Source organism: Nocardiopsis listeri (genome assembly GCF_020741345.1).
Classification (GTDB): Bacteria; Actinomycetota; Actinomycetes; order Streptosporangiales; family Streptosporangiaceae; genus Nocardiopsis; species Nocardiopsis listeri_A.
On the sequence record NZ_DYZD01000127.1, the window covers coordinates 1 to 17,618 of the forward strand.

20 protein-coding genes, 1 tRNA gene and 1 riboswitch are annotated in these 17,618 nt (G+C 69.3%); of the genes, 14 read left to right on the top strand and 7 right to left on the bottom strand.

Annotation, left to right across the window (positions count from 1 at the left end; all coding sequences use genetic code 11):
• Together K8V84_RS07460 and K8V84_RS07465 are read left to right on the top strand one after the other, a co-directional pair.
• Positions 1–885 (top strand): pitrilysin family protein (locus K8V84_RS07460; RefSeq protein WP_304072164.1); only part of this gene is annotated, 885 nt, incomplete at its 5' end.
• 336 nt (positions 886–1,221) lie between these two features.
• Positions 1,222–2,370: a serine/threonine-protein kinase gene (locus K8V84_RS07465; protein WP_304072166.1), complete on the top strand. Its 1,149-nt coding sequence runs from the start codon at positions 1,222–1,224 to the stop codon at positions 2,368–2,370.
• A gap of 54 nt (positions 2,371–2,424) precedes the next feature.
• Here the strand turns inward: K8V84_RS07465 and K8V84_RS07470 are convergent.
• Both K8V84_RS07470 and bcp read right to left on the bottom strand, forming a co-directional pair.
• Positions 2,425–2,499, bottom strand: a tRNA-Leu gene (locus K8V84_RS07470).
• A gap of 92 nt (positions 2,500–2,591) precedes the next feature.
• Complete coding sequence (gene bcp, locus K8V84_RS07475; RefSeq protein ID WP_304072168.1) at positions 2,592–3,074, bottom strand: thioredoxin-dependent thiol peroxidase; 483 nt, start codon at positions 3,072–3,074, stop codon at positions 2,592–2,594.
• 340 nt (positions 3,075–3,414) lie between these two features.
• Here bcp and K8V84_RS07480 point away from each other — a divergent pair, with 340 nt between their 5' ends.
• Entirely contained in the window at positions 3,415–4,512 is a 1,098-nt protein-coding gene (locus K8V84_RS07480) for a CDP-alcohol phosphatidyltransferase family protein (RefSeq protein WP_304072171.1), read from the top strand.
• Between the two features lie 16 nt (positions 4,513–4,528).
• On the top strand, positions 4,529–4,927 hold the full coding sequence (locus tag K8V84_RS07485; protein ID WP_304072174.1) for a DUF3618 domain-containing protein: 399 nt from the start codon (positions 4,529–4,531) through the stop codon (positions 4,925–4,927).
• 81 nt (positions 4,928–5,008) lie between these two features.
• Here K8V84_RS07485 and K8V84_RS07490 read toward each other — a convergent pair whose 3' ends face one another.
• Entirely contained in the window at positions 5,009–6,229 is a 1,221-nt protein-coding gene (locus K8V84_RS07490; RefSeq protein WP_304072177.1) for an amino acid deaminase/aldolase, read from the bottom strand.
• Positions 6,230–6,408: 179 nt separating this feature from the next.
• On the opposite strand from K8V84_RS07490, the gene purU reads away from it, so the two are divergent.
• From purU to amaP, 8 genes are all read left to right on the top strand, one after another.
• Positions 6,409–7,296, top strand: a complete 888-nt coding sequence (gene purU, locus K8V84_RS07495; protein WP_304072179.1) for a formyltetrahydrofolate deformylase — start codon at positions 6,409–6,411, stop codon at positions 7,294–7,296.
• A 275-nt stretch (positions 7,297–7,571) separates the two neighbouring features.
• Positions 7,572–7,775, top strand: a complete 204-nt coding sequence (locus K8V84_RS07500) for a CsbD family protein (protein WP_304072181.1) — start codon at positions 7,572–7,574, stop codon at positions 7,773–7,775.
• 60 nt (positions 7,776–7,835) lie between these two features.
• Positions 7,836–8,297, top strand: coding sequence for an Asp23/Gls24 family envelope stress response protein (locus K8V84_RS07505; RefSeq protein ID WP_304072184.1), 462 nt, complete (start codon positions 7,836–7,838; stop codon positions 8,295–8,297).
• 2 nt (positions 8,298–8,299) lie between these two features.
• A complete protein-coding gene (locus tag K8V84_RS07510) occupies positions 8,300–8,617 on the top strand; it encodes a hypothetical protein (RefSeq protein ID WP_304072187.1) in 318 nt (105 codons plus the stop codon).
• A 41-nt stretch (positions 8,618–8,658) separates the two neighbouring features.
• Positions 8,659–8,832 carry a hypothetical protein gene (locus K8V84_RS07515; protein ID WP_190318529.1) on the top strand — a complete coding sequence of 58 codons (174 nt, stop codon included), beginning with the start codon at positions 8,659–8,661 and terminating at the stop codon, positions 8,830–8,832.
• 8 nt (positions 8,833–8,840) lie between these two features.
• Complete coding sequence (locus tag K8V84_RS07520; RefSeq protein WP_304072192.1) at positions 8,841–9,215, top strand: hypothetical protein; 375 nt, start codon at positions 8,841–8,843, stop codon at positions 9,213–9,215.
• Entirely contained in the window at positions 9,212–9,817 is a 606-nt protein-coding gene (locus K8V84_RS07525; RefSeq protein WP_304072195.1) for a DUF6286 domain-containing protein, read from the top strand. The genes K8V84_RS07520 and K8V84_RS07525 overlap by 4 nt, the downstream gene beginning before the upstream one ends.
• A gap of 2 nt (positions 9,818–9,819) precedes the next feature.
• Complete coding sequence (gene amaP, locus K8V84_RS07530) at positions 9,820–10,410, top strand: alkaline shock response membrane anchor protein AmaP (RefSeq protein WP_304072197.1); 591 nt, start codon at positions 9,820–9,822, stop codon at positions 10,408–10,410.
• Between the two features lie 175 nt (positions 10,411–10,585).
• On the opposite strand, the gene K8V84_RS07535 is transcribed toward amaP, so the two are convergent.
• From K8V84_RS07535 to gcvT, 4 genes are all read right to left on the bottom strand, one after another.
• A complete protein-coding gene (locus tag K8V84_RS07535) occupies positions 10,586–11,998 on the bottom strand; it encodes an L-serine ammonia-lyase (RefSeq protein WP_304072199.1) in 1,413 nt (470 codons plus the stop codon).
• A gap of 86 nt (positions 11,999–12,084) precedes the next feature.
• Complete coding sequence (glyA, locus tag K8V84_RS07540) at positions 12,085–13,353, bottom strand: serine hydroxymethyltransferase (RefSeq protein ID WP_304072200.1); 1,269 nt, start codon at positions 13,351–13,353, stop codon at positions 12,085–12,087.
• Positions 13,354–13,355: 2 nt separating this feature from the next.
• Positions 13,356–13,736, bottom strand: a complete 381-nt coding sequence (gene gcvH, locus K8V84_RS07545) for a glycine cleavage system protein GcvH (protein ID WP_304072202.1) — start codon at positions 13,734–13,736, stop codon at positions 13,356–13,358.
• 165 nt (positions 13,737–13,901) lie between these two features.
• Entirely contained in the window at positions 13,902–15,014 is a 1,113-nt protein-coding gene (gene gcvT, locus K8V84_RS07550) for a glycine cleavage system aminomethyltransferase GcvT (protein ID WP_304072204.1), read from the bottom strand.
• Positions 15,015–15,161: 147 nt separating this feature from the next.
• A riboswitch (glycine riboswitch) is annotated at positions 15,162–15,262 on the bottom strand.
• 148 nt (positions 15,263–15,410) lie between these two features.
• On the opposite strand from gcvT, the gene K8V84_RS07555 reads away from it, so the two are divergent.
• Positions 15,411–16,319, top strand: coding sequence for a penicillin-binding transpeptidase domain-containing protein (locus K8V84_RS07555; RefSeq protein WP_304072238.1), 909 nt, complete (start codon positions 15,411–15,413; stop codon positions 16,317–16,319).
• Positions 16,320–16,354: 35 nt separating this feature from the next.
• Complete coding sequence (locus K8V84_RS07560; RefSeq protein ID WP_304072241.1) at positions 16,355–17,593, top strand: amidohydrolase family protein; 1,239 nt, start codon at positions 16,355–16,357, stop codon at positions 17,591–17,593.
• Positions 17,594–17,618: the final 25 nt, after the last annotated feature.

A 17,618-nucleotide genomic window follows, 5' to 3' on the forward strand; every position in this document is an offset into this window, starting at 1 on the left:
AGTCTCGGTGGGCAGCTGTTCGGCGGCCGCTACGCCACCCCGCTGGCGGGTGGTCCGGTCAAGCTCGCCGACGTCACCCCCGAGCGGGTGGCCGCCTTCCACGCCGAGTCCCTCGCCTCGGTCGCCGGCACCCTCGTGGTCGTCGGTGACCTGTCCGGGGTCGACCTGGAGGAACTGGGTCGCGGCGTCTTCGGTGACACCGCCCTCACCCCCGAGCGCCGGATCACCGAGCCCGCGCCGCCGCCCGGCGAGCTGCCCCGGGTGCTCATCGTGGACCGGCCCGGTTCGGTGCAGTCCGCCCTGGTCATCGCGCACCGGGCCCCCTCGCGTTCGCAGGTGGACCTGCCGCGCGTGGAGGGCATCAGCGAGGTCCTGGGCGGAATGTTCACCTCCCGCCTCAACATGGAGCTGCGCGAGCGTTTGGGCTACACCTACGGCGCGGGCAGCCGCTTCGACCTGCGCCGTGACAGCGGTGTCTTCTTCATGAGCACCCAGGTGGAGGCGAGCACCACCGCGCACTCGGTCACCTCCTCCTTCGAGCAGGTTCGGAAGCTGCGCGAGGGCGGGGTCACCGAGGACGAGCTGACCGCCGTCCGCGAGTCCAACACCGTGGGCCTCCCGGTCGCCTTCTCCACGGCCCGCGCGGTCGCCGGCGCCCTGGTGGACATCGTCGTGCACGACCTGCCCGACGACCACGTCGACCGGGTGCGGGCCGGTTACGAGAAGCTCACCGCGCAGGACCTGAACAGTGCCGCCACCGAGCACCTCCACCCCGAGGAATCGGTCGTGGTGGTGGTCGGCGACGCCGACAGTCTCCACGAGCCCCTCACCAAGACCGGGATCGGTCCGGTGGAGGTGCGTTCCCCCGAGTCGCTCTGGAGCTGATCCCCGGGTTTCGTGCACGCGCAACGGCGCGTGCACGAAACCCACGTCCGGGTCAAGGGGCGGCAGGGGAGATCCTCCTCACGGCATGTGTCGTGCCTGCTCGGACATAACGAAACCGAACCTATGTGTCACTCATCGGTTAACCGTAGGCGTGCTACACGCGTCATACTGGTATAACGAGTGATCCGTGCACCTACGTGGTGACAGCGACCGCAATGCTCCGCAGGAGGCCACCATGGCCGGTGAATGGACCCGTGGATAACCGTGTCCTCCCTAGAAAACCCCCACACGCAGCGGCCAGAGACGTCGCTCGATTCCGCGCGTCCGGACGCGGCCGTGGCTGAGCCCGCCGGTCGGCTTCTCAAGGGTCGCTACCAGCTGACCTCCGAGATCGCCCGGGGCGGTGTGGGCACCGTTTGGCGTGCCACCGACCTCGTCATCAAGCGCGAGGTCGCGGTCAAGGAGCTGCGGCTGCCCGCGGACCTGAGCCGTTCCGAGCGCGACTCCCTGTTGCAGCGCACCACCCGCGAGGCGCGGGTGGCCGGTCGCCTCACGCACCCCAGCCTGGTCACCGTCCTGGACGTTGTGGACGAGGACGAGCGTCCGTGGATCGTCATGGAGCTGGTGGAGGCCTCCACCCTGGAGGAGATCATCCAGGTGGGCGGCCCCCTGCCCTACCAGCGGGTCGCCGAGATCGGCCTCCAACTCATCGACGCCCTACAGGTGGCGCACGGCGAGGGCATCGTCCACCGTGACGTCAAGCCAGAGAACGTGATGATCAGCGCCGCCGGTCGAGTGGTGCTCACCGACTTCGGTCTGGCCGCCTGGAACGGCGAGTCCGCGCTGAGCTCTTCGGGCCGCATCATCGGCTCGCCCGCCTACATCCCGCCGGAGCGGGCCAAGGCCGGTCCCGTGGGGCCCGAGTCCGACCTGTGGTCGCTGGGCGCCACGCTGTACGCCGCGGTCGAGGGCTACCCGCCCTACGACCGCAAGGGCTACATCAAGATCCTGCGTCAGGAGCCCCTGCACGAGCCCAAGGAGGCGACCAACGCCGGGCCGCTGGCCCCGGTTCTGGCCGGTCTGCTCAGGGTCGACCCGGCGGAGCGGCTGAGCACGGAGAACGCCACCAAGATGTTGCGGATCGCCGCGCTCGCCCCGTGGTCGCCCGAGAACCCCGAGAAGGGCACGGAGGGGTCGCCGACGAGCGACGCCGCCGCAGAGGCCGACCCCGAGGAGCGCGAATCGGCCCGTGAGCACTTCCGTGCGGGTGCGAGGGTGCTGGCCGAGTCCATCAGCGAGCGGCTGCACAACAGCCCCGAGGCGATGAACTCGATCATGATGTCGATCCGCGAGTCCACCGACAACATGGGGCTGACCAGCCCGGGCAAGCACGCGGAGAAGAGCAGGCTGCCGGTGGCCGTCGGTGTGGGCCTGGGCGTGCTCGCCCTGCTCGCCCTGGTCATGTGGGCTCTGCTGGGTCTGTAGGACCCCTGAAACGACGGAACGACCCGACGTGAGCCGGGTCGTTTCCGAGTGGAGTGGGGCCGGCGGGATTCGAACCCGCACTGTACAGCACCTAAAGCTGCCGTCTCCTGCCGGTTGGACTACGGCCCCAACGGGGTAACTCTACCGGGATCGGCGGAGTGGACGGGAAGCCGGGGTCACCGGTCGTCCGGTCTCATGGTGACCGGACGACCGATTTCGGATCAGAGGCCCAGTTCGCGCTTGATCCGGTCGACGTGGCCGGTGGCCTTCACGTTGTAGAAGGCCTTTTGCACCTTGCCGTCGGTACCGACGATGAAGGTGGACCGGATGACGCCCTGAACGATGCGACCGTAGTTCTTCTTCTCGCCGAAGGCCCCGTAGGCGGTCAGGGTCTCCTTCTCGGGGTCACCGAGCAGGGTGAAGGTCAAGCTCTCCTTCTCCCGGAACTGCGCGAGCTTCTCGGCCTTGTCGGGGGAGACCCCCAGCACGGTGAAGCCGGCGTCGGCGAACTCGGTGATGTTGTCCCGGAAGTCGCAGGCCTCGGTGGTGCACCCGGGGGTCATCGCGGCCGGGTAGAAGTACAACACGACGCTCTTGCCGGTGTCGGCCAGGACCTTGCTCAGGGTGACGGGGTTGCCGTCGGCGTCGCTGAGGGTGAAGTCGGGGGCCTGGTCTCCGGGCTCCAGACGGATGGTCTCGCTCACGTGGTGTCTTCCTTCCGCTGCTGGTGGGCCGAGCGTGCCCGGCCCGTGTTCTGCACGCCTCACAGTACGAGATGTCGAGGCGGGCACGGGGTGCGGGTGGGGGACGCATCCGTGGTGGTGGTCGCGGGTGGTGTGCGTGCTTCGGTTGCGATTCCGGTTCGGTTCATCCGCATTGGGGGTGCCCGACGGTCTGATCACCTATTGTTGACCGAACGCTCTCGGTTGGCCTGTTCTGGACCTCATGCCGTAGCGTGCGCGGGTCGCCGGTGACCCGACGGCATGTCCGGTCTCGCAGCCGGGCCGGAGCACATCCGTTTCTCTTTGGGAGTAGTTCGCGCCGATGTCCGGTTTCACACTCGACGAGGTCAGGGCCCGCACCCTCAAGGAGCGCGATTCCTGGTGGACCGTGTATCTGGTGGACCCGATCGCGGTCCGGCTGGTCCGCCTGTTCGCCAACCGCACCTCCATCACCCCGAACCAGTTGACGGTGGTCGCGCTCTTCCTCGGGCTGGGCGCCGCCGTGTGCTTCGCGTTCGGGTACTGGCCGCTGCTCCTCCTGGGCGCCGCGCTGTACTACGTCTGCTTCCTCATGGACTGCGTCGACGGCAAACTGGCCCGACTCACCGACACCGAGACGATCTTCGGCGCCTGGATGGACTACGTGTCCGACCGGTTCCGGGTGCTCGTGTGCGTGGTCGCGCTGATGGGCGGCCAGTACCGGGAGACCGGGCACGTGGCGTTCGTCTGGTTGGCGTTGGCCGTGGTCTTCCTGGACATGCTGCGCTACCTGAACGCCCTGCAGGTGTACAAGGTGCGGCGGGAGATGCGCTCGCACCTGGCGGCGGCGTTGGAGCGGGCCCGGGCGGCCCTGTCGATGCTGGAACCCGAGGGTGACGACACGGGTGAGGCGACCGGCCGCGGTGGCCGCACGATGAGCGACGGTGGCGAGCAGGCGGTTCTGCGGCACGGCATCGGCGTGTTGGAACAGATTCTGCGCAGCCAGAACGAGAGGGAGGCGCGCAATCAGCGCACGGCCGGCAAGCAGCCGGACCTGACCCTTCCCAAGGTCGACCTGCACCAGGAGTTCCGGACGCGTTTCCCCTGGTACCAGCGGTTCTGGGCGGCGTTGAACGCCCGCCGCATCCGTACCCACCTGGTGGGCGGAATCGAGTTCCAGGTGGCGGTCTTCGTGGTCGCTCCGGTGGCCACTGTTCTGTTCGGTCCGCCCGTGATCGGCTGGATCACGGCCTTTGTAGGCGTTTTGCTGCTCGCCTTCGAGATCGCCATCATCTATAAACTGTGGTTGTCCACGCGGGACTTCTTCCGTGTGGTCGACGGAATCGATGGCGCGCTGAGATTCTCCGGTCCGTCCGACGGCGCGGAGGAGCAAGGCCGGGACACCGGCTCGGACTCGGGTTCTCAGACAATCGTGCGCTAGTGGAGAGAGGCACTCAATGACGGCAGGCGACACCGAACCGCGCCAGACCGCCGCCGAGATCCAGGCCGAGATCGACCGCGAGCAGCGCCGGTTGGCCGAGACCTTGGACGAGCTCGGTGTGCAGGCTCGTCCGGCCAACATCGCCCGACGCCAGGTCGCCAAGGCCAAGGAACGCGGTACGCGGATCCTCGACGAGGCCCGTGCGCTGGTGGTCGGTGGCGGAGCGGTCCGGGTGGAGAGCCACCTGGTGCACCCCGAAGAGGGCAGCATCGTGGTCAAGGGCGACGACAAGGTGGTGACCACCTACCAGTCGCGCGGTCAGCTGCCACCCGAGGCGCTGATCCTGGCGGCCGGTGTGGGCACGGTCATCGCCGTGGGCGTGGTGGCCTGGGCGGTCCGCCGCAAACGGAAGTAGGTTCCCAGCCCCCGGGAACGAGGGGACGGGGCCCGCGCGATCTACGCGCGGGCCCCGTCCCGTGTCCGGCGGGCGGCTGTCTCACAGGAAGGTGCGGCCCTCTCCGCGGTAGGTGGGGACCGAACCCTCGTAGGTGCCGCTGTCGGAGTCGATCAGGTGCAGGGTGTCGAAGCGCTCGCACAGTTCGCCGGCCTTGGCGTGGCGCATCCAGACCCTGTCGCCGATGGACAGACCGCGGGCGGCCTCGCCGACCAACGGGGTCTGCACCTCACCGGCGCCCTCGTTGGCGCTGTAGGAGAGCCCCTCGGGCAGGTACGGCACGGGCGGACGGTGCGCGTCGGCCGGTCCCGAGGCGGGATAGCCACCGCCCAGGACGGTGACCACGCCGGGTGCGGGGCGCCGCACGACCGGCAGCGCGAACAGCGCGGCGGGTCTGCCCCGGAAGGACCGGTACTGGTCGAACAGGTGCGGTTGGTACAGCCCGGATCCCGCGGCCAGCTCGGTCACGGCCTTCTCGCGTCCGGTGGTGTGCAGACTGCCGGTGCCACCGCCGTTGACGAAGCGCAACGGGGCGACGGCGCGGACCGCGCGGGTGATGGCGGCCCTGCGTTCGGCCAGTTCGATGGCGGAGCGCCGCTGCACCACGCGCAGGAGTTTCCCGTAGAGAGGCTTGCCGGGAGGGGCGTCGCCCACCCCGGCGATCTGTCCCTCGTAGGCCATGACGCCGTCGAGTTCCAGTTCGGGTCGCGCGACCACGGCGCGGGCCAGCTCCCCGGCCTGCTTGGGCGTGCGGACGGGGGAGCGGTAGGAACCGATCCGCAGGTTCGATCCCAGTGGTTGCCAGCTGGTGTCGATGTCCAGGCACACGCGGATCGGGGGAGCGTCGGCGCCGCGGTCGGCGGCCCGGACGGCGGCGACGATGAGGTCCAGGTGCGCGGTGTCGTCGACCATCAGGGTGACGGCGCGGGCGGCGGCGGGGTCCCGGACGAGCTCGGCCAGGGCCGGACGGTCCGCGGTGGGGTAGGCGACGAGGATGTCATCGCTCAGGTGGGGATCGGCCCGGGCGAGCCAGAGGGCCTCGGGAAGGGTGAAGGCCATGATCCCGGCGTATCCGGGCAGTTCCAGGGTCCTGCGCAGGAGTTCGCGGCTGCGCACGGACTTGCTGGCGACACGGATGGGGCGGCCGTGCGCGCGCCGTGTCAGATCGGCGGCGTTGGCGCGGAAGGCGGCCAGGTCGACCATGGCGAAGGGGGCCTGGAGTTCGCGGGTGGCGGCCTCGTACTTCTCACGCGGGCTTGTCATGGAACCGAGCATGCCAGAACATGAATCTCTTTCATATTGTCCGAAGGAGCCGATCTGAGCGTTCGGGCGTACCCGCAGGTGACATGGGATACGCCCCGAACGACCCCAAGGGGCGAAGGCCCTCGATATCCTGGGTCGTCAGGCTGTTCGGCCGACGATCTTCGGGAGTGTTTCCTTCGATGAGCGAGCGTGAGTACGTTCTGACCCTGTCCTGTCCCGACGGTCGGGGCATCGTGGCGGGGGTGGCCAACCTTCTGTCCGACCACGGATGCAACATCACGGAGAGCCAGCAGTACGGTGACCACTACACCGGGCGGTTCTTCCTGAGGATGCAGTTCATGGCCGAGGACGGTGGTTCGGGCGTCACCGGCGAGGACGTTCTGCGCGGTGCCTTCGCGGCCCTGTCCGGGGACTTCGGGCAGAGCGCGGACGGGTCGTTCGTCGAGTGGAGCCTGCAGGCCCGGGACGTGCGCCCGCGCATGATCGTGATGGTGTCCAAGTTCGGACACTGCCTCAACGATCTGCTCTACCGGCAGCGCAGCGGTCTGCTCGACATCGACATCGCCGCGGTGGTCTCCAACCACCCGGACCTGGAGTTCCTCGCCGAGTCCTACGGGGTGGACTTCCACCACCTGCCGGTGACACCGGAGACCAAGGGCGAGCAGGAGCGCAGGATCCTGGAGTTGGTCGACTCCTACGACGTCGACCTGGTGGTGCTGGCCCGTTACATGCAGGTGCTCTCCGAGCAGTTGTGCGCGAAGATGTCCGGTCGCATCATCAACATCCACCACTCCTTCCTCCCGAGCTTCAAGGGTGCCCGCCCCTACCACCAGGCGCACTCGCGCGGTGTGAAGCTGATCGGAGCCACCGCCCACTACGTCACCGCCGACCTGGACGAGGGGCCGATCATCGAGCAGGAGGTCTCCCGGGTCGACCACACCCACAGCCCGGAGCAGCTCACCGCGATCGGCAGCGACCTGGAGTCGGTGGCGTTGTCGCGGGCCGTGAACTGGCACGCCCAGCGGCGGGTTCTTCTCAACGGGGACAAGACGGTCATCTTCGACTGACCGGAGAATCGATTTTCGGACGCCAGGGGTACCCGCCGGTACCCCTGGCGTTCTTCTTGCTCGGAACAGGGTTCCCTGGGCTGGGTTTGGGGCAGGGATGGTGAGAACATGACCCTTCCGACCTGCAAAGCATTGCTTTAAGTGTCTTGGTGGATACGAAGAGTGTCTATATGGTGTGATGAGGTCGAATCACCGCGACCCCCGCACATCGGCGGGGCCGCGGCTTTTCGGTCCACACACCCTGAGCCGTACGGGCTCAAACCAGGGGGCGAAAAATGGGCAAGCACTTCGACGACGCGGTCGGCAAGGGCAAGGAGGCCTTCGGGAAGGCCGCCGGCGACCGCGGCACCGAGGCCGAGGGCAAGGTCGACCAGGCCAAGGCCAACGCCAAGGACACCACCGACAAGCTCAAGGACAAGGCGGAGGACGCCATCGGGTCCGTGGGCGACAAGATCAAGGACGTCTTCAAACGCGACTAGTGGGTCGCGAACGAACGTCCAGAACGGTTTGCACACTGCGTAGGGGGACCAGTGTCGGACATGAAGACCCAGTCCACGGTGCCGAGCGCCCGCGAGTCCGGCGGTAAGCGTGACGGCACGGGTGGCGGACAAGGCCACACCCAGATCGCCGACGGCGTGGTCGCCAAGATCGCCGGCATGGCCGCGCGAGAGATCGGCGGAGTCCACGCGATGGGCGGTGGCACCGCACGCATGGTCGGGGCCGTTCGCGACGCCGTGAGCGGGGGAGGCGCCTCCGGAACGGTCGCGCAGGGCGTCTCGGTCGAGGTCGGTGAACGCCAGGCCGCCGTGGACATCGACCTCGTCGTCGAGTACGGCGCCGCGATCCAGGACCTGGCCGCGGCGGTCCGCCGCAACGTCACCAACGCGGTCGAACGGATGACCGGGCTCGAGGTGACCGAGATCAACATCAAGGTGGACGACATCCACCTGCCGGAGGACGACTCCTCCGACAACGGCGACTCCGAACCCAGGGTCCAGTAGCCATGGCCGGCGGCGAGACACCCGACCGGATCGCGCTGGAGATCGTCGAAGAGCTGGTCCGCTTCCCCGACGTGGTCGAACCGTCCTCCGGGTCCTTCGGGACCCTGAGCACCGCCACGCGGGGTGGACGGATCAACGGCGTCGCGGTGCGTGAGGATCACATCGAGGTCGGAGTGGTGGTCAGGTACGGGCGTCCGCTGCCGGAGATCGCCACCGAGATCCGTCGGGGCCTGACTCCGCTGGCCGGCGGCCGCGCCGTCCACGTGTCCGTGGAGGACGTGGTCGCCGGGCTGGACGACGGAGTACGCGCGACCGGCTGAACACCGATCGAAAGGCAGGGCGTTTGATGAGAGGAGAAGCCATGTGGCCCATCGTTGGACTGTCCTACGGGACCGTACTGGGGCTGGCGGCGGCGTTCGGCGGGTTCCCCGCCTTCGCACTGGTTCTGGTCCTTGGCCTGGTCGGATTCGTCGCCGGCCGGGCGATGGAGGGTGAACTCGACCTGGCCGAGATGTTCACGCGGCGTTCGGCCTAGACGGGGGAGTGAACGTGGTCGGGGCGCGAAGCGACACGGTTCCGCAACACCGGGTGCCGAGCCCACGGAGCGAGTCGAGCGGTAGGCACGCTCGCACGCGCGACCCCGGGGGCCGCGTCGACATCCCGGGGTCCGTCATAGAGAGGGCCGCGAGCAAGGCCACCGGGGACATCTCCGGAGCCCGGGCCGCCCGTTCCCGGTCGGCCCGGGCGAGTGTCAGCGGAGAGGTGGTCCTGCTGCGCCTGCGCATCGACGTGGACTATCCACGGTCGGTCACCCGGGTGGCCGGCGCCGTGCGCGAGCACGTCAAGAAGCAGGTCGAGCGGATCACCGGAAAACAGGTCCACCACATCGACATAGAGATCGCGGAGTTGGTGCGATGACCACCGTGGAAGAGGCGCTCGGCCGTCCGGCCCAGAGCGTGGACCGTCGAGCCAGGCGGGTCGCAGTCCACACGTTCCGGCCACGTCGTTCGTGGCCCGCGGTGATCACCGGGCTCTTGGTCCTGGCGGTGGCGGTTGTCGCCGCCGCCGAGGTCATCGCCGCGCTCGCGGGAAACCCACTGCGGCTCTTCCCCGTGGGCACGGCCACCGACTACGCGGCCGCCACCACCTGGTCCGAACCCTCGGTGCAGATCGCCTCGGCGGTGCTGGCGCTGATCGGGTTGGCACTGATCGTGGTGGCACTGGCCCCGGGACGCAGCCGGTGGACCGCGCTGCGCACCGACGACCCCGCGCTCGTGGTGGGGCTGACCCGCCCGGCGCTGCGTCGCGCGGTGGCCGCCGCCGCCCAGGAGGTCAGCGGCGTCGACAACGCGCACGTCACGGTGCGCGGCAACAGGCTTCGGGTCCACGTTCGTACCGGGATGCGCGAGGCGGGCGACCTGCCCACCGAGGTGACCCGGTCGGTGGAGCGACGACTGCAAGAGCTGGCTCCGCTGCGCAGCATGCGGATCGTCACGAACGTTCGATACGCGGAAGGTTAGCGATGGCGCGCGACAGATACCGCAGGTCGGCCCGGGGCAACCGCCTGGGACTGGTGATCGTCGGGACGTTGCTGCTCGCGGCGGGCGTGGCGGCCTTCGCGGCCGGGCAGGGGCTCTTCGGTTCGGGGCTCGCGGGGACGCCCCTGCTGAGCGACACCGCCAGAGGGATCCTGGCCGGACCGTGGGTCCCCTACGTGGCCGTGGCGGTGGCCTTCGTCGCCGGGTTCCTGGCCCTTCGTTGGCTGTTGGTGCAGGGGATGAACGACACGGTGGGTCGCCTGTATCTGGACCGAGGCGACGAGGGCAACGTGGAGATGTCGGAGAGCGCGGCCCGTGGCGCCCTCGAACAGGAGATCTCCGAGTATCCGGGCGTGCGCCGGGCCAAGGCACGTCTGACCGAGTCCGGCGACGAGCCCCACCTGCGGTTGGCGCTCACCCTGGACGAGGACGCGGACGTGGCGCGGGTGTGGAGTCGGGTGCGCGAGGAGGCGCTCGCCAACCTGAGATCCGCGCTGGAGTTGGAGAGTGTCCCGGCGGTCATAAGGATGTCGATGACCGCTCCGGCCAAGAACCCCCGTCGCATTCTGGCCTGAACGTCGGGAAATGGGGCGAGTCTGGTGGCGAGCAGTGCTCAAGCCACCAGACCCGGGGTGACGGCCGTGGACCGGCGAACGGGTGGAAGCGCTCAAGCCAGGCCCTCGGCCGTGCCCTTCGCACAACCCCCATCGGCCCCGATCCATTCCCGCCGAGCCCGACGGATACCGCCGGTCAGCATTCGATGACGTTGACGGCGAGGCCGCCGCGGCTGGTCTCCTTGTACTTGTCGTGCATGTCGCGGCCGGTGTCGCGCATGGTCTTGATGACCTTGTCCAGGCTCACGAAGTGGCTGCCGTCACCGCGCAGGGCCATTCGGGTGGCGCTGATGGCCTTGACCGAGGCCAGGGCGTTGCGTTCGATGCAGGGGATCTGGACCAGGCCGCCGATCGGGTCGCAGGTCAGGCCCAGGTTGTGCTCCATGGCGATCTCCGCGGCGTTCTCCACCTGGGCCGGGGAACCGCCCAGCACCTCGGCGAGACCGGCGGCCGCCATCGAGGAGGCCGAACCCACCTCGCCCTGGCAGCCCACCTCAGCGCCGGAGATCGACGCGTTCTGCTTGAACAGTATGCCGATGGCCGCCGCCGTCAGCATGAACCGGACCACGCCCTCCTCACCCGCTCCCGGGCTGAAGTGCAGGTAGTAGTGCAGGACCGCAGGGACGATGCCCGCCGCGCCGTTGGTCGGGGCCGTCACCACCCGGCCGCCCGCGGCGTTCTCCTCGTTGACCGCGAGCGCGTACAGGCTGATCCAGTCGCTGCCGCGCATGGGGTCCGGGTCGACGTGGGTGGGGGCGAGCAGTCCGTGCTCGTCGCAGTTGCCGCCCAGCTGGCGGTAGAGACGGTGCGCCCGACGGGGCACCTTCAGACCGCCGGGCAGGCTTCCCTCGGTCATCACGCCGCGCCGCACGCACCGACGCATCACGGCCCAGATCTCCAGGAGTTCGGAGCGGATCTGCTCGGGGGTGCGTCCGAACGCCTGCTCGTTGGCGAAGACCAGGGCGCTGATCGACATGCCGGTCTGCTCGCACAGCTCCAGCAGCTCTTCTGCGGAGGAGAAGGGGTAGGGAAGGTCGGTGTCGTCGGCCTTGATCCGGTCCGCTCCCGCGGCCCGCTCGTCCACGACGAACCCGCCGCCCACGGAGTAGTACACCTTGGCGGCCAGCTCCACCCCCAGGGCGTCCAGGGCCACGAACCGCATCCCGTTCGGGTGGTCGGGCAGACTCTCCTTACGGCGAAAGTCCACGTCCACGGCCGGGTCGAAGGAGACCTTCGGGCCGTCCGGGCCGCCCAGACGCAGGGTCCCAGAGGTGCGGACCTCTTCGACGAGCAGTGGAACCGCGTCCACGTCCACCCGCTCGGGGGTGTGCCCCATCAGCCCCAGGATCACCGCGGTGTCGCTGCCGTGCCCCTTGCCGGTGAGCGCCAAAGAGCCGTACAGCTCGGCCCGTACGTGAGCGATCCGGTCGAGTGGACCGTCGTCGGCCAACCTCGACACGAAGGTCGTCGCCGCCTTCATCGGGCCGACGGTGTGCGAGCTGGACGGTCCGATACCGATCTTGAACAGGTCGAAAGTGCTGATGGCCATGGCTGTCCTCCTCGTTGAGCACAGGGTTCGGGCCGTGGGGGATGACGCCGTGCGGGCCCGGCCGGGCCCGCACGGCGGGAACGCCGCTACAGGTTCGGGTAGAGCGGTCGCTTGGCGGCCAGGGCGTCGACCCGCGCGCGCAGGGCGGCGATGTCCCGCTCCGGCTTGAGGGTCTCGGCGATGACGTCGGCGACCTCACGGAAGTCGTCCTCGTCGAAGCCTCGGGTGGCCAGGGCCGGGGTACCGACCCGAAGACCCGAGGTGACCATCGGCGGGCGCGGGTCGTTGGGCACCGCGTTGCGGTTGACCGTGATGCCGACCTCGTGCAGCAGGTCCTCGGCCTCCTGGCCGTTGATCGGCGAGTCCACCAGGTCCACCAGGACGAGGTGGACGTCGGTGCCACCGGTGAGGACCTTGATGCCCGCCTCGGTCGCGTCCGGGCGGGTCAGGCGCTCGGCGAGGATGCGGGCACCGGCGACGGTGCGACGCTGGCGCTCGGCGAACTCCTCGCTCGCGGCGACCTTGAACGAGACCGCCTTGGCCGCGATCACGTGCTCCAGCGGCCCGCCCTGCATACCGGGGAACACCGCGGAGTTGATCTTCTTGGCCAGGTCGGCCTTGGTCATGATCATGCCGCCGCGCGGACCGCCCAGGGTCTTGTGCGTGGTGGTGGTGACCACGTCGGCGAACGGCACCGGGTTGGGGTGCAGTCCGGCCGCGACCAGACCGGCGAAGTGCGCCATGTCGACCATGAGCAGGGCGTCGACCTCGTCGGCGATCTTCCGGAACCGCTCGAAGTCGAGGTGACGCGGGTAGGCGGACCAGCCCGCGACGATCATCTTCGGGCGGTGCTCCTTGGCGAGGGCGGCGATCTCGTCGTAGTCGACGGTGCCGTCCTCGTCGCGCACGTGGTAGGCCACGGCGTTGAGGATCTTGCCGGAGTAGTTGATGCGCATGCCGTGGGTGAGGTGGCCACCGTGGGCCAGGTCCAGGCCGAGGATGGTGTCGCCCGGCTTGAGCAGGGCGAAGTACACCGCGGTGTTGGCCTGGGCGCCCGAGTGCGGCTGCACGTTGACGTGCTCGGCGCCGAAGAGCTCCTTGGCCCTGTCGATCGCGAGCTGCTCGATCACGTCGACGTGCTCACAGCCGCCGTAGTAGCGGCGGCCCGGGTAACCCTCGGCGTACTTGTTGGTCAGGACCGTGCCCTGGGCCTCCAGAACCGCCTGGGGGGCGAAGTTCTCCGAGGCGATCATCTCGAGGGTGTCGCGCTGTCGGCCCAGTTCGGCGTCGACCGCCGCGGCGACCTCGGGGTCCAGCTCGCTCAGGGTCTGGTTGAGCAGGTTGTCGCTGGTCATCTTCAGTTCTCGCCTTCGATCAGCTTGGTGTACTCCGCAGCGGAGAGCAGGTCGGTGGGCTCCTCGGACACCCGGGCCTTGAACAGCCAACCGCTCCCGTAAGGGTCGGAGTTGATCGTCTCGGGTGCGTCCTCGAGGGCCTCGTTGATCTCGACGACCTCACCGTTGACCGGCGAGAAGATCTCGCTGACGGACTTGGTGGACTCGACCTCGCCGGCCGGGTCGTCCGTGTTGACCTCTTCCCCGACGGTGGGGGCCTCGACGAAGACGATGTCGCCCAGCGACTCGGCCGCGAACGCGGTGATGCCGACAGTGGCGACCCCGTCCTTGATCACGACCCACTCGTGTTTGGCGGTGTAACCCAGCTCCGTGGGAACGCTCACTTCAACTCTCCTTGGAGATGCTCGTCCTTTGTGTGCCGTGCGCCCGTCGGACGCGCCGGCTCGACCCGACCTACGCCTGGTCACGCCCCGACCGCTCCGGTCCTTCGTGGGGATCCGGGTGGTGGCGCGTGCAGGTCCTGCGGGGGTCCGAAGGGGACCCCGCACCTACGACTTCCGCTGGTAGAACGGAAGTTCGACCACGTCGACCTCCTCACCACGGCCACGCACGTCGACGGTGAACGTGCCGGTCGTGGTGTCGAGGTCGCCGTCCACGTAGGCCATGGCGATGGGGCGGCCCAGGGTGGGGGAGGGGGCGCCACTGGTGATGGTTCCGACGACGGTGCCGTCGCGCAGGACGTCCTGGCCCTTACGCAGCGGGCGGCGGCCGCGGGCGACGAACCCGACCAGGCGCCGGGCGCGCGCGGTGCGCGAGGCCTCCTCAAGGGCGGCGCGGCCCACGAAGTCGCCCTTCTCGAACTTGACCACGCGGCCCAGGCCTGCGTCGAAGGGGGTGAGCTCGGCGGTGAGTTCCTGGCCGTAGAGCGGCATCCCGGCCTCCAGGCGCAGGGTGTCGCGGGCCGAAAGCCCGGCGGGGACCAACCCGTGCTCGGCACCGGAGGCCATGAGGGCGGCCCAGATCTCGGGTGCCTTGTCGGAGGGCTTGATGAAGATCTCGAAGCCGTCCTCACCGGTGTAGCCGGTGCGGGCCAGCAGCACCGGGACCCCGGCGACCTCGTGCGAGTAGCCGGCGAAGTAGCGGATCTCGTCCAGGTTCGCGTCGGTGAGAGGGGCGAGGATCTCGACGGCCTTGGGGCCCTGCAAAGCGATGAGGGAGTAGTCCGCGGACTCGTCGACGACCTCGACGTCGAAGCCGACGGCGCGCTCGGCCAACGCGGAGGCGACCACCGGGACGTTGACCGCGTTGGCCACGACGAGGAATTCCTCCTCGCCGAGGCGGTACACGATGAGGTCGTCGAGGACGCCGCCGTCCTCGGTGGTGAGCATGGTGTAGCGGGCGCGGCCGACCTTCAGCTTGGACAGGTGACCGGCCAGGGCGTTGTCGAGGGCCTGGTCGGCCTGCGGGCCGGTCAGACGGATCTCGCCCATGTGGGAGAGGTCGAAGAGCCCGGCGGCCTCGCGGACCGCGGTGTGTTCGGCGGTCTCGCTGCCGTAACGCAGCGGCATGAGCCAACCGGCGAAGTCGACGAGGGTGGCCCCGGCCTCTTCGTGGGTCTTGTGCAACGCCGTCAGACGCGGCGTGGAGGTGGGCTCTGACATGGGCACTCCCGAGAGGATGGGCGTCGATTGTTGCGTTGAGGCGTTGCCATCCTCCCCCTCTGTCATGGGTGCCTGAGAGCTTCGCCACGCACGTGGTGTGGCTTGCACCTTCGGCGAGGGAACGTCGTCCCTGCTTTCCAGAGTGGTCTCGCCCGTACGGTCCGTGTGCCTGAGAGGTTGTCTGTGGGGAGGGATTGCTCCTTCGGCGGCCCGCGTTGGTTACGTGGACGCTCTCCCGTACGGGGTCAGCAACAGGATCAGCCTAGCAGCGGCGACACAGGGCGCCCAAGAGTGGCCGACGGGTTGTGGGCCGACCTTTCGGAAGGTGGGGACCGAAGCGGGATCATGACCTAGCTTGGGAGCGGACGTTCCCTCGAACACCGCTGGAGGAGCCGAGTGCGTACCGACACCGTCCCCGCCCGTTCACCCAGGACAGCGCGCTTCGCCCTGGCCGCCACCGGTTCGGTTCTCGCCCTGCTCGCGGGTGCCGCGTGCTCGGGTGGCGAGGTGGAACCCGAGGCGGACCGGCCCGACCGACCCGGACAGAGCGGCACCCCTGTCGCGTTCGGTGACCTGGAGGCCGTGGAGCGCCCCGAGCTCGCCTCGACGTTCGAGGAGGCGGGGGTGGAGGGCACTTTCGTGCTCCACGACGTGCGGGAGGGATCCGTGGTGGTGGTGGGCGCGGACCAGGCCCGTGAACGGGCGGTCCCGGCGTCCACGTTCAAGCTCCCGAACACGCTCATCGCGCTGGAGACGGGTGTGGTGTCCGACATCGACGAGGTGGTCTCCGGCGGGGACGAGGACGAGCTGAGTCTGCGCGACTCCCTGCCGACCTCGGACGTGTCGGTGCACCAGGAGGTCGCCGAACGCATCGGCTACGACCGGATGTCCACCTGGGTGGACCGGTTCGACTACGGCAACCGCAAGGTGGGCGAGGACGGCGAACTGGACCGGTTCTGGGTGGATGGTCCGCTGGAGATCACCGCGGTGGAGCAGACCACGTTCCTGGCGGCGCTGGCCCGCGCCGACCTGCCGGTGGAGGTGGAGCACCAGGAGGCCCTGCGGGAGCTGCTGGAGGTCGAACGCGGCGACGGCTACGCCCTGTACGGGCGGACCGGTCTCGGTGCGGAGGCCGACCCGGTGCCGGGCTGGTGGGTCGGCTGGGTCGAGAACGGCGACGACCTGCACACGTTCGCGTTGCGCCTGGACATGGACGAGGACACCGACACCGGGCTGCGCGAGTCGCTGGGACGCGACTTCCTGGTGGAACTCGACGTGCTCCCGCCGAGCGCCGCGGGCGCCTGAACCGTCCACCGAACCGGGACCGAAGGAGACCTCCCATGACCCCCGCCAGGACCCTGTACCGAGACCTCACCCTCATCGACGGGACCGGCGCGGAGCCGGTGCCGTCCGCCGCCGTGGTGGTCGAGGACGGCGTGATCGTCTACGCGGGGCCGTCCGCGGCCGCACCCGGGGCCCGTCCCGAGGACACCGTGGAGAGCCTGGGCGGGCGTACCCTCCTGCCCGGTTTCATCGACGCCCACGTGCACTTCGGTTTCGCCGACGGCCGCGCCCTGGCGACCAACAACTCCGAGGTCTCCCGCAGCCTGCACGCCTTCGAGTCCGCCGAACGGATGCGCCTCACCCTGGAGGCGGGCGTCACCGGTGCCCGTGATCTGGGCGGCGCGGACGCCGGGTTCCGTATCGCCCAGGAACGGGGGCTGATCCGTGGCCCGCGCCTGAGCATGGCGCTGCGCCTGATGAGCCACACCGGTGGCCACGCCGACTTCACCCTGCCCTCGGGGCCGGATCCGCACGACCGTGAGCACAGCGCTTCCGAGATCGCCGATTCGCCGCATGAGGTGCGGGTGTCCACCCGCCGCCTCATCCGCGACGGGGCCGATGTCATCAAGGTGTGCGCCACCGGCGGGCTCACCAGCCCTTCCGACGGGCCCACCGACGAAGGCGTCACCGAGGAGGAGATCGCCGTGATCGTCGCCGAGGGCGCGGCGCACGGCGGGCGGCCGGTGGCCGCGCACGCCCAAGGGGCGGCGGGGATCCGCAACGCGGTGCGTGGCGGGGCGGCCAGTATCGAGCACGGCTACCTCATCGACGACGAGGGCATCGACCTGATGCTGGAACACGGCACGTTCCTGGTGCCGACCCTCACCACGTTCGACTTCGAGGACCGGATCCACCTCATGTCCCAGAAGGCGATCGACACCAAGCGCGCACTGGCCGACGAGACCTACGAACGGATCTCCCACGCGGTGAGCCGCGGGGTGCGCGTGGCGATGGGAACCGACGCGGGCATCTCCGAGCACGGACGCAACCTGCGTGAACCGGCTCAGATGGTGTCGGTGGGCCTGACCCCGATGGGCGCGATCGTCGCCGGCACGCGGGACGCCGCGGAGCTGGTGGGCACCGTGGACCGGGTCGGTACGGTCGAGACCGGCAAACTCGCCGACCTGGTGGTGTGCGATGGCGACCCCCTGGCGGACATCGCCCTGCTGGGCAACCGTGAGAACGTCGTGCTGGTCGTCCAGGGTGGCGAGGTCGTCAAGGACACCCGCCCCTGAAGGGAACCCCACAACGTGGAAGGGG